This is a genomic window from Segetibacter aerophilus, from assembly GCF_007991655.1.
Lineage (GTDB): Bacteria > Bacteroidota > Bacteroidia > Chitinophagales > Chitinophagaceae > Segetibacter > Segetibacter aerophilus.
This window is the reverse complement of the sequence record NZ_BJYT01000017.1, coordinates 83,181-94,834: the sequence shown is the minus strand read 5'-3', so window position 1 is coordinate 94,834 and position 11,654 is coordinate 83,181. Positions and strand designations below refer to the sequence as shown.

At 39.4% G+C, this 11,654-nt stretch carries 8 protein-coding genes and 1 pseudogene; 4 read left to right on the top strand and 5 right to left on the bottom strand.

The window, feature by feature from the left end; all coding sequences use genetic code 11:
* Positions 1-322: 322 nt before the first annotated feature.
* The 4 genes from SAE01_RS18755 (at position 323) to SAE01_RS18740 (ending at position 3,854) form a co-directional block, all read left to right on the top strand.
* Positions 323-805, top strand: a complete 483-nt coding sequence (locus tag SAE01_RS18755) for a heavy-metal-associated domain-containing protein (RefSeq protein ID WP_147205333.1) — start codon at positions 323-325, stop codon at positions 803-805.
* Positions 806-826: 21 nt separating this feature from the next.
* On the top strand, positions 827-1,636 hold the full coding sequence (locus SAE01_RS18750; RefSeq protein WP_147205332.1) for a hypothetical protein: 810 nt from the start codon (positions 827-829) through the stop codon (positions 1,634-1,636).
* Positions 1,637-2,078: 442 nt separating this feature from the next.
* On the top strand, positions 2,079-3,404 hold the full coding sequence (locus tag SAE01_RS18745) for a multicopper oxidase family protein (protein ID WP_147205331.1): 1,326 nt from the start codon (positions 2,079-2,081) through the stop codon (positions 3,402-3,404).
* A 48-nt stretch (positions 3,405-3,452) separates the two neighbouring features.
* Complete coding sequence (locus SAE01_RS18740; protein ID WP_147205330.1) at positions 3,453-3,854, top strand: GNAT family N-acetyltransferase; 402 nt, start codon at positions 3,453-3,455, stop codon at positions 3,852-3,854.
* Between the two features lie 805 nt (positions 3,855-4,659).
* Here SAE01_RS18740 and SAE01_RS18735 read toward each other — a convergent pair.
* From SAE01_RS18735 to SAE01_RS18715, 5 genes and pseudogenes are all read right to left on the bottom strand, one after another.
* Positions 4,660-5,991, bottom strand: a complete 1,332-nt coding sequence (locus tag SAE01_RS18735; protein ID WP_147205329.1) for a vanadium-dependent haloperoxidase — start codon at positions 5,989-5,991, stop codon at positions 4,660-4,662.
* A gap of 292 nt (positions 5,992-6,283) precedes the next feature.
* Positions 6,284-6,739 (bottom strand): annotated as a pseudogene (locus SAE01_RS18730) (IS6 family transposase); the annotation flags it as partial.
* A 71-nt stretch (positions 6,740-6,810) separates the two neighbouring features.
* Positions 6,811-7,884 carry a ligand-binding sensor domain-containing protein gene (locus SAE01_RS18725; protein ID WP_147205328.1) on the bottom strand — a complete coding sequence of 358 codons (1,074 nt, stop codon included), beginning with the start codon at positions 7,882-7,884 and terminating at the stop codon, positions 6,811-6,813.
* A gap of 74 nt (positions 7,885-7,958) precedes the next feature.
* Complete coding sequence (locus SAE01_RS18720) at positions 7,959-8,882, bottom strand: DNRLRE domain-containing protein (RefSeq protein ID WP_147205327.1); 924 nt, start codon at positions 8,880-8,882, stop codon at positions 7,959-7,961.
* Positions 8,883-9,366: 484 nt separating this feature from the next.
* The gene (locus SAE01_RS18715; protein WP_147205326.1) at positions 9,367-11,316 is read right to left on the bottom strand and encodes a glycoside hydrolase family 97 protein; all 1,950 of its coding nucleotides are present in this window, start codon (positions 11,314-11,316) and stop codon (positions 9,367-9,369) included.
* Positions 11,317-11,654: the final 338 nt, after the last annotated feature.

Below are 11,654 nucleotides of genomic sequence, written 5' to 3'. Positions count from 1 at the left end.
AAAAATCTACAAAAACTAACTGCTGTCAGTACTTCCTAGCTGATCGTGAGGTTGTAATTCCAGCTGAAGAATAAGCTAGTGTGTTGCATTTCATCAACTTATGTTGGCACCAACACGTGTCCTTCTATTAGGACTATCCATGCCTCTGTAGTCACAACACCCTCTAACGCTAACTCTTTTTCAGGACACTGTAAACTTCGTTAACCTCAGTAAAACATCACACCAAATTTTGCAAATCATATCTGTAATTGTGTAATAGTTCCGGCAGATAGCAGGAGTAGTTTTACGAAATATTAATAACTAACAATAAACCAAAACAAAAATGAAAACGATCTTTTTATTTATCGCCATTGCGCTCTCAGTGCAAACAAAAGCACAGGTCTCTAAAGTTTCTCTAGAGGCAAGCGGCCTAACATGCAGCATGTGTAGTAACGCAATAAATAAGGCGTTGAAAACCTTGGACTTCGTTGATGAAGTAAAAGCAAACATTAAGAACTACACATTTGAGGTAACATTTAAGGCAAACAGTAAAGTTGATTTTGATAAGATAAAGATGAAGGTAGAGAAGGCCGGCTTTAGTGTTTCAGGCTTTGTTGCTACTATCCATTTCGACCAGGTAGAAGTAAAGAACAACCAGCCAGTAACAATTGGAGACAAAACTTTTGTTTTTGTAAATGTGAAAGACCAGTCGTTACATGGCATAAAGCAGGTTAAAGTATTAGACAAAGGTTTTGTTTCTCAAAGGGAATACAAAACTTATGCTTTTTCTGCCCCCACACCAGGCACTTATCATGCAACCATTTAATCATCGATAAAATTTGTTCATATGAAACTGCAATTCATAATTTTCGCCATTATACTTTCATTGTCAAGTAACGCCCAGGAACTATTTTCCCAAACCGAGCCCGCCAGTAATATGGCTTCACGAAGTATTGGTTTCAGGCTAGATAATTCTGTCATGGATGAAATCGGTTCTTCCAAAATAAACTATCATCTAATTCCTGAAATAAGGGTAGGTCTATCAAAAAAAATAATGATACAAGGTGGTCTGTTTTTTAGCAACCGGAATGACAGGTTCAGAGCCGAAGGCGGTAGTCTTTATGCTAAATACAGGTTTTTGAGTAAGGATGCGATGCAAAGACATTTTCGTATGGCTGCCTTCGGGAGAGTCAGTTATAATAACAGCGATATTCACCAGGAAGAAATTAACATGTACGGGCATAATAGTGGTTTCGAGGCTGGTGTAGTTGCTACTCAATTACTCCGTAAGGTTGCGTTGTCAACAACTGTCTCTTATACGAAGGCGACCGACAACGGAAATAACAATAAGTTTATTTATGGTTCTACAAACAGCAAGGCAGTTAATTATACATTTTCTATCGGGAAACTAATGCTTCCAAAGGAGTATAAAGACTACAGGCAAACGAATGTTAACTTGATGCTGGAATTCCTAAACCAGGTCAACGTAGGTTCGCAGAAGTATTACATGGACGTTGCTCCCTCTGTTCAATTTATACTCAATAGTAAAAGCAGAGTAGATATAGGCTACAGAAAAGAACTAAGCAGCACAATGATCAGAACAGCTCCAAACGGTTTTTTCATCCGGTTAGAACATAATTTCTTCAATGCTTTTTAAGGATAGAGAGCTCTGACTCCAAAGCAAAAAACACAAACCTAAAAATAGTAGAAGCAAAGGGAAACGGTGGACAATCGCTTCTATGTGCAAAGAATCGAAGTTAGTCTCAGTAATAACAGGGGTAATTATGGAAATTTGTAACATCGTGATACTCTCTACAAGATCTTGAAAGATTATGTACTGGTTCGACGATCTGGTTTTCCAGCCGTAAAAAGGGTCGATAACCCTATTTTCTATTTTCTTCAAAACCCATTGCATTTAGTGTATTCGGGTTGCAAAGTACAAGTGATACTGATTTCAAATATTTAGGATTGAATTAGGCGCAATTTGAATCTAATCCATCTAAAAATTATGTAAATCTTAACCACAATTCTATAACGTTACCCCCTATCCCCCATATTAGATTTGTTTCATCAAAATCAACCCAACAAAAACTAACGTTATGCAAAGTCAATCTAAAGCAGTAGAATATCTACTCGAAGCAAATGAATTCAACTGGGAAATTGCTCCAGGTAAAACAGTAAAGGCATGGGGTTTCAACAACCAACTTCCAGGTCCCGTTCTCAGAGCACAAAGGGGAGAAACGCTATCAGTTAAAGTAAAAAATAATCTTACGGAACCTACCATCATACACTGGCATGGAATAAGACTGCCGGCAGCAATGGATGGAACAGGCGGAGTTCAAAAGCCTATAGAGCCGGGAGAAGAATTTGAATACAAATTCATTGTGCCTGATGCAGGAACCTTCTGGTATCATTCCCATTATAATGAAACCGTACAGTTGGAGAGAGGTATGTATGGAGCTTTGATAGTTGAAGATAAAACAGACCCGGTTTTTGACGGTGAGAAAGTAATTATGATTGATGATATGAAACTAACTGCTGACCTTGAATTTACAAAGCCTTCATGGTCGTTGCCGCGGCTAATAGAAAGACATGATGGACGACAAGGTGATACTCTTTTAATCAATGGGAAGGAGGATCCAACTATAAACATTCATGCTGGACAAGCAGAAAGATGGCGGTTTATCAACTCATCAAGCGCCAGGTACTTTAAGTTATACCTAGGTGGAAAAACATTTAGGATAATAGGTACAGACGGCGGATTGATTGAAAAGCCGGTAGCTGTTACGGAAGCTTTAATAACACCAGGTGAAAGATTGGATATCGCTGTAGGGGCGTTTGAAGAAGGTGAAACATTCAACCTTAATGCATTATCCTATAACAGGTCTACTTTCTTAAGATCTAAGACAGAAACATTTGCTAAAGTGCACGTTCTTAAAGCTAAGTCTTCTGTTGCAATGATTCCGGAAACGCTTAGGGTGATTGAACCGCTTGCACCACAAGATGCACCTGTACAGCGAAAGGTAAAACTTTCTGTAGGGCCAAGCTTGAAAAACGGCCTCGATTTCCTTGTAAACAACGATACGCATGTGAATGACAAGCCAGTAAAAGTGGGTGAGTTACAGGTGTGGGAGATTAACAATGTAAGTCTCATGGATCACCCTTTTCATTTGCATGGATTTTTCTTCCAGGTACTTGAGATAAACGGAAAAGCGCCTGAATACAAAGCATGGAAAGATACCATTAACCTAACGCCAAGAACAAAAGTGAAAATTGCATGGATGCCTGACGACCGGCCAGGTAAGTGGATGTATCACTGTCATATAGTTGAACATCATGCAGCAGGTATGATGGCGAACTTTGATGTGATTGATGGAACAAAGGAATACGTTCATACTACTGATACTCAGTGCCATGTGCATTAAACTCACCGTTATTTAACTTTCTAAAAAATTACTTTAAAACTAACTGCTATGTCACTTTATACCATCTCCAACTTAAATAAATTACCAGCGGTAAAAATACCTGCAGGTTTGAAGATTGAAGTATGTTCAGATGCGACAATGCTATCTACACTTGGAAATACAACTATTGAGGAGGTATTGAAAAGACTATCAAATGATCACCTTGCTTTTGTTGCATATATAAACCGGCAACCTGCAGGTTTTGGTTGGATGGCAAGAGGCAAAGCACGGATTGGAGAATTAAACCACGAGTTTATTTTGCCAAAAAAGAACAGGTATTTATGGAACTTTAGAACACTGGCAGAATATCGTGGCTTAGGCATTTATCCCGCCTTGCTACAGTACATCCTGTCGTATCTACTATTGATTGTTATCTTGTATATCACATCTTTTTATTCTTCCAACTACTAAGAAATTGACTTAAAGTTCATCTTCATGCAGATAAAAAACTTAGGTTTGTAAAGACAAGTCAAACTACGTAAATCGATGTAAGATTTGGAGGCGTTCTTTAAGTTGATCGAGTAAAAAATCGAGTAAAAAAATAAAAAGTTGTAATTCAATAAGTTGTAGTGGGCTAACCTTTCCCGTCCGGTCCGCACAAGTAGCTACTAAAACAGTTCAAAAGCCTGCAAATCGTTGATTTAGCAGGCTTTTTTTATTCTATCACTCGGTCAAATTATTCATAAACTCTCAAAATTTCAGTGAGCGATTCGGTGAGTCAAAAAAATAGTAAAAAAATGCTCACTGGAATTGCTATAACTAATTGAAAAAGAACAGGTTCACCTCCTGAACATCTTGTTTTTGGGTAACTGCAAGTCTAAATTTGTAAACGCTAAAATTTTAAAAAATGTTAGACAAAAGTTTCGGTTTACTTTTCTATTTGAAAAAGCGAAATAATTATGTAAAGGGACCGATTCCGGTTTTGTCGCATATATTCTTAACAAGGCAAATTATTAGGAGCAGCTGCTCAATTAAGCGGCTAATGAACAAAATGTTTTGAAGTAGGTACTCATTGAAAACTTACTTGTCCCTTCTTAATCATTCTTACTATTTCTATTCCTGTTAGTGTTCGTGATGCTGATTGGAAACTCTTAAACCTAACATACCTGCAGTTCGCCATTTTATAAATCGATGATCTCCTTCTACCCTATTCTGGAAGGCCAAGGTGTTAGTGGGGGGATGAGAGCAAGGAGGATGTGAGGAAGTCAGACAGCTGCTAGGGCGCGGTCAACTTAATATCCGCTATTTGATTTCCCAATGCTTTTCCAATTTCAAGGGAAGCATTTTGTGTAGACCGATAATGTATTCCTGCATATATTCTTGAAACTGCTGCCTCCTCAATTAATTTAGTGAAAGAAGTATATTGTCTAGAAGGGATGCCAGCCCAATCATATGAATGGTCAGTTACAGCGATGTCACCAAATTCCCTTACCATTACCTGTATTAATGGAGCGTATAAACCAACAAGACCCGAAGGATATTCAGGGTAAGGAGGTGTTGGTAGATAACTTTGCCAGACCGGGTCAATGTTTTTTTGGATGTAAGTAACCGGACGAACAAGGTTATATTGATATTTGGCTCTGAAAGTATTAATAGGACCATCCTTTTGTCCAATACCAATTTTAGCATAGACACTAGCCGCTTGTTGTAGATTTACCTTTCTTTCTTCTAATACCCCTGATACAATAGAAAGAAGATGATAAGGCGCAGGAACGCCCACTCCTGCACCACCGGCATCAGCCCACCAGTTGGCAATTGCTTTTTGTTCAGCCGTCAAAGTTTTGCCTATATCATAAACTTCTTTTGCCTCTTTATAAAAATTAGAATTTGGATCTTCTGAATAAGAAAAGGGTAAGGGCGGCGCTGTGGCTGTAAGACTGTAAGAGAGAAAGGGTCGGGAATCTTTTAAATAAGGACCAACAGGGACGGCAAAGGCAGGAGGAGTTGGCACCCATGAGCCCGGGAAAACAGGAAGAGTGTACCCTTGACTTGAAAGGCTGAAGTTATCACTCGTTGACCAATTGAAAATGCTGTTAGCAATACTACGTCCAAACGCTTGAGAACGCGTAAGTACTTCATCGTTTATGCTTAACCGAAAACGGGTGTTGTTAGCATTTTCCAAAGAATCAATACTAGCCTTATTTGCATCGGTTAGTCCAAGCAGAAACTGCTTAAACATGCTAGCGAGGGCTGCATTAGCGGATGAGCTCCACGAATATTCCTTGTTGAGTTCTGGTTGCGGCATTGGTGGCATCTGGTAAAGCTTGCTTGCTAAACTTACAGATCCAGTAATACCAGGTCGCACTGACTCATAGAGGCCTACACCTATATAACCAAAGTTTCTATGGTTTAAGATTAACACTGGTTGGGGATTTGCTAGTAATTGAATACGAGCTATTAGTTTATACCATTGGTATGCAACGTCACCGCTTTCATCAGCTGGGCTTGGCGGTAAGTCATCCTTGTCGCAAGAACTTGCAAAACATAAAATGAAAAATACGATCAAAAGGTGCAACCGATAGCGGGTTTTTGTCAATGAAAGTTGCATACTGAAGCAAGTTTTTAATGAGAAATAATGGATCCAAACAAAGTTATAAAGGGGAAATTGAGCTTATAACTTTTGCTAAATGCATGTTATTTAAAGCCTGTCAAAACGCAACTGCCATAGGAGAGGGAATGCCGTAGTAGATAACTGATAAAAAACCAGTCTACAATAAATTTAAAAAAGATATTTTGAAATTAAAAGTAATGTGTCAAGTATTTTATCAAGTAACAGAGCCTTTTTTTGGTTCTGTCGCATCTATTTTTAGCAAGGCAAATTATTAGTAGCAGTTGCTCAATCAAGCGGCCAATGAACAAAATGTTTTGAAGTAGGTGGCCATTAGACAACCTACTTGTTCCTTCCTAATCATTCTTACTATTTCTATTCCTGACGATGTTCTCGATGCTGATTCTAAACTCTTAAATCCTAACATACCCTGGGTTCGCCATTTTATAAATCGATGATCTCCTTCTACCCTATTATTTAGATACTTACATTGCCTAATTCTGATTCTCTTTAAACGCCTCTTATTGTAGGTTCTGATCGCTTCCCTGTTCGCACCACTCTTATCGATATTAATCACATTCGGACAACCATTATTAGTAATCGGCTTTGGGAGAAATTTATGCGCTGCTAGTTTATTTCTTTTCCTTGTTAGTAAAAAATCTACTGTTTTGCCTTCCTTATCAACGGCCTGGTACAAGTACAGCCACTCTCCCTTCAACTTAATGTAGGTTTCATCCATCCTCCAGCTACTACCTACAATAGTAGATGCGACAAGACCATGTTAGAGGTTCGTTGCTCTGTGTTTTAGTTTGTTTGTGTCTATTCGGAAAAACTCACAAATGATTTCCCATCAAAGCGGCTCAAGCCTGTGTTCCTTGTACCTATCCAAAGATTTCCAGTTCTATCTTCCAAAATTGACCATACATCATTCTTGATTAATCCATCGTTTGTGGTAAAACAAGTGAAGGTTTTGCCATCGTATCTGCAAATCCCACGGTTACCACCTGCAAACCAGAGATTTCCTTTTTTGTCTTCGATGATTGTAGTGACAGGACTAACAAGCCCAGTAGATAAGCCACCAAGTTTTATGAATGATTTGCCATCATAGCGGTAAGCGCCATTCCAATTGCTGAACCAAATATTGCCTTGTTTGTCTTGCAAAGCAGGCCAGGCCCAATTGGCCTCTTTTTGTTCGTTTATCTTGAGGTTGGTTATTGATTTTCCATCATAACGATACACGCCCTCATTATTCCGTCCACCAAACCAAATGTTACCCGCTTTATCTTCTAAAATGTATTCTACATTATGGTTACTGCTTAAAAAACCAGGTCCGTCTTCTTTAACTATAAACGGAGTAAAGGTTTTGCCATTGTAAGTATAAACACCGTCAATAGTAGCGAACCATAATTTACCGCTTCTGTCCTGCATAATATTAAATACATCGTGTGTATTTTTTACCGTATTACGCGATAGGTTTTTGCGCAAAGGGATTAGGATTTCAGTAAATTTTTTACCGTCGTATAAGCAAACTCCTGCCTGTGTGCCTATCCAAATATTACTACTTTTATCTTGCAAAATACTCCAAACAGTATTGCTGTTCAAACCATTTGCCGTTGTAAATTGAATGAAGGATTTTCCGTCGTATTTAAAAACGCCATCACCTGTAGTTGCAAACCAAAGATTACCATCTTTATCCTGTATACTGCAATGAACATTATTCCCCTGATTTTTGCTTTGTGCTTTTTTAAGTTTGGGTCGATCATCCAATATTGTTTTTGATTCAATTACCTTTTCTTTTGGCAGGTCTTTTTTGACTTGTCCGTTGCAAGAAGCGGCAATAATGAATACTGTCAGAAAAATAAGAGCCTGGATTTTTGATAGATATCTGGGCATTTGAAAATTGAGATTGATATTTTTAAGAAGACGTCGGTTAAGAGTCGCATTGCAGTTCGTAACTGGTAATTTTGTTATTCTTTAAATGTAATGACCAACTTGGGATGCAGCAAAGCACTAGAGTGGAAACTGGAAGCAAATTGCCGCATGTTGTAAAAACTCTCGTTCTGGAGGCGAAAGGCAAAACCGTAATTGCCATTAGTTTGCATGTCCTGCACTATAGACGTAACATTGATAGAAACATCTTCAGATGCGGTGGTGCTTTGAGAGATAGCAACTCTATTTGTACTGGTGATGCCGGGCATACTATTCCATTTTAGATTAGAAGCGCTCCAAGGAGCTGTTATTCTCTCAACAAAAAATCCGTTTGCTGTTCCTAATTGTGCCTGTCCACCAGTTACAACTTTAGGATCTGGCATCGAATAAAGATATAAGGTTGCGCTAACTATGGTAGCAGTCGCCGGGATTTGGCTTTGATCAAACTTCAAAAACGATCTCCAATTCGTAGGGGTTCCATTTATTGTCCATGAACCTATTTCCAATTCTGTGTCACCAGCACCACCAATAAGATTGTAGCTATCAACGTGTCCTTCGTTTAGGTTGTTGCTCGGCTGCAGCGAAACTGTTTGCTGGACAGCTGGCTTAACCAAAACAGATACTGTATCTACACCAGTTAAACCTACACTATCTATTACAGCAAATTGAAAAATATAACTTCCTGCTATTAATTTATTAACCTCAGTTGATCTTGAACTTGGGTTGGTAATAACCGGAACATTTGGACCCGATACAAGGCTCCACAAATATCCTAAAATTCTGCCATTGGTACTATTTCCTGTACCTAACATTATTGCGGAATTTACCGGTAGCTGAATAGCCTGTGAAATACCTGCATTAGCAGTTGGAGCTACACGTTGGATTTGTATTTCTTTCTTACAAGACGCTAAAAGAAAAAGGGCAACAATAAAAATCGAGCATTGCTCGAACTTTGATTTCAAAGTATACAATTTTAAGTAAAAGAAAGAAGTGGCAGAAACAGTAACGTAATACGGGCAGAATTATTTCAGCGTTCAGTCCTGGCCATGAAGGCCTAATTTTACCAGAACACTGTCCGCATTTGGCGCCTGTATTCGAAAACGTACATAACCCTGCTAGTTGACCTGCGGATATACCTGAACAGTTGGTAAAAATAGAAGGTCTAAAATCCTTCGTTAATGCGGTAGAATTATTTTGCGCTAAACAAGTGCCGCCAGATAATACAAGGGCAAGAAAACTCCAAGAAATCTGATTTTCATTTGTGGGTAACTTTTCGGGTATATGTTGGATTAGCAGAAAAAAAGCAATTGAGCCGCGTCCTCTAAACACGATAAGGTACTGCCTTTTCAATCATAAACAACAGTACAAGCGAGCGTGGCAACGGTCGTTTCGTAGTAACAATAGACGCTGCCTTAAAAAGCAGACTTTCTTTTCTACAGAGTGCCATTAATATTGTTGTATTACAAAACCACCACCTTGTTGCATTGCGATTTTCATTTCTCCATTCTGGTCTACCACAACCTCCTTCATGTAAGGTTCCTTATTCTCGTTATCACCGTAAAGCCGCACTCTTTTACCAGCTAACATCGGTACCTTAACTGTTAGTTCCTTACTTGTTTTTTCACCGTTCACTCCCACGACGAACCACTGGTTTTGGTGGCGCCGACCGATGACCGCGTATTTACCAGGATAGCCATCTATATAACGAGTTTCATCCCACGTAGTGGGCACTTTCTTTAGAAAATCAATTTCAAATGCAGGAACATCGGTAAGGTTATTGGGTGTGAGCCCAAACATTTGTACGGCATTTTGAAAGAGTATAGCTGTTGCTAATTGAAAAGCATCGGTGGTAAGACGTTTGTTCCTTCCCTGGTTGCTCTTGACAAGGAATTTATTAAGTAATACTCCGCCAAACTCCATACTTCCGACGGTGTTACGAATGAACGGATGCAGTGTTGCATTATATGCTTCTGCCTCCCGGACTGCCTGGGAAAAAATCAACATTTCAGAAGCAACGACGGCTTCACTGCCAGCGTAGTTAGGGTACATCCTTTCCCAGCCTCTTGGCAAAGTTGTGCCGTGGAAAACGATCATTAAACCGTAGTCGTTAGCGTCTGATAATATATCTTCATACAGACGCATGGTCTCCTGTTTGTCCCCGCCAAAAAAATCAACTTTCATACCTTTCACACCCGTCTCTTTCAACCATTTCATTTCTTTCTTTCGCTCAATCGAAGTATTCATTTTGTTCATCGGCCCTTGTGGAGCGTCATTAAAAGTACCGTTTGAGTTATACCACAACAGCACATCCACACCTTTACGACGAGCATATTGAACCAGCTCCTTCATCCGCGTTTTGCCAATTTTGCTGTCCCAGAATGCGTCCATCAAAATATACTCATATTTCATGATTGCAGCTAGATCAATAAATTTGAGCTGGTCGTCGTAGTTCATACTGGCGTCCTGCCATACCACCCAACTCCAGGTTGAACGACCGTATTTATAGTCCTGTGCAGGTTCGTACAAAGGCTCAACAACGTCAAATGGAATCGTTGTTTCTACTATAGGTTTCAAGGTTTCACCCACGGTAATCGTTCTCCAGGGAGTTGCACCAGGCAGGCTGATAGCTGCACCGGTAGAGCCAAAACCATTGTTTTGCTTAGGGTTAGGATACTGAACTGTATACATTCCGTCTGTCGTTTCATCGCTTAAATGTGAGGCACAGTAAAGGCTGCTTACTCCGGTTTCGGAAAGCAGTACCCATCCGTCGTTTCCCAGGCGAAAGAGACCGGGGAATATATAACCTTCTTTACTACGCGTCGATTTACCGAGGGGAGCGTCTGCTTCGTAGCCACTCTCGTAACTAGGCGCAGTGCGTGCAAAACCGGTCATGGGCGCCATCATTGCCGAAAGGAAGGTTGTGGTTGCAGCCGGGAAATTAAAACCTGTCGCTTCCCGTTCCACCACTGCACTCCTTCTCTCTCCCCAGGTAGGAAACAGGTATCGAAAAGCTATATCATTGTTACTTACCTGGAAGACGATGCTTATTTTCTTTTGCTGGGCATTTTCTAAGGTGCAGGTAAGCTGGTTTGCAACGTAGTGCACATCAGATTGTTTTATCCGGTTTTGTTTGTAGCGCTTATCAACCTTATTTTCTTTATTGCCGATAAACTTCATACCGATACTAAAGTCTCCTTCGTTCGTGATAAGACCAAGTGGGGACTCTTCCAGCATTATTTTGCCCTTATAAGTTACTGTATATACCGGGTTTCCATTATTAACAGACAAGCTCAACTTCAGTTGCTGATCAGGACTGGCAACAGTTGCCTGGTTGTAGGCTTTAAAATTTATAAACAGACAGCCTAGGATTTGTAGAGCAAGTATCGTTGTTTTCATAGATTTATTTAGTGTACTAAAGATCAGAGGTTGTATTTCGAAAGTATTTTATTTTTTGAGCCAGCATTTGAATCGCTATTAACATCGTTGTAAGAATTATTTGTCGTTTTTATCTTCTTTCAGTGGAAGAAGTAAAAAGAACCTCACTTGTACAATTTTTTCTTACTTCAACTTGAAGTAATTTAATGAATTTCCCATCACTTAAGCCGAATGCTTTTAATAAACAAACTCCGTTTGCTACTGTGGCTTCAGCATTTGTTTTTCATGCTTATCCAATTAAAACCTTCGAATGAAGGTGACTAGAGTATCAGGTCAGTTCTGAGGGCGTTTTTTTGTTT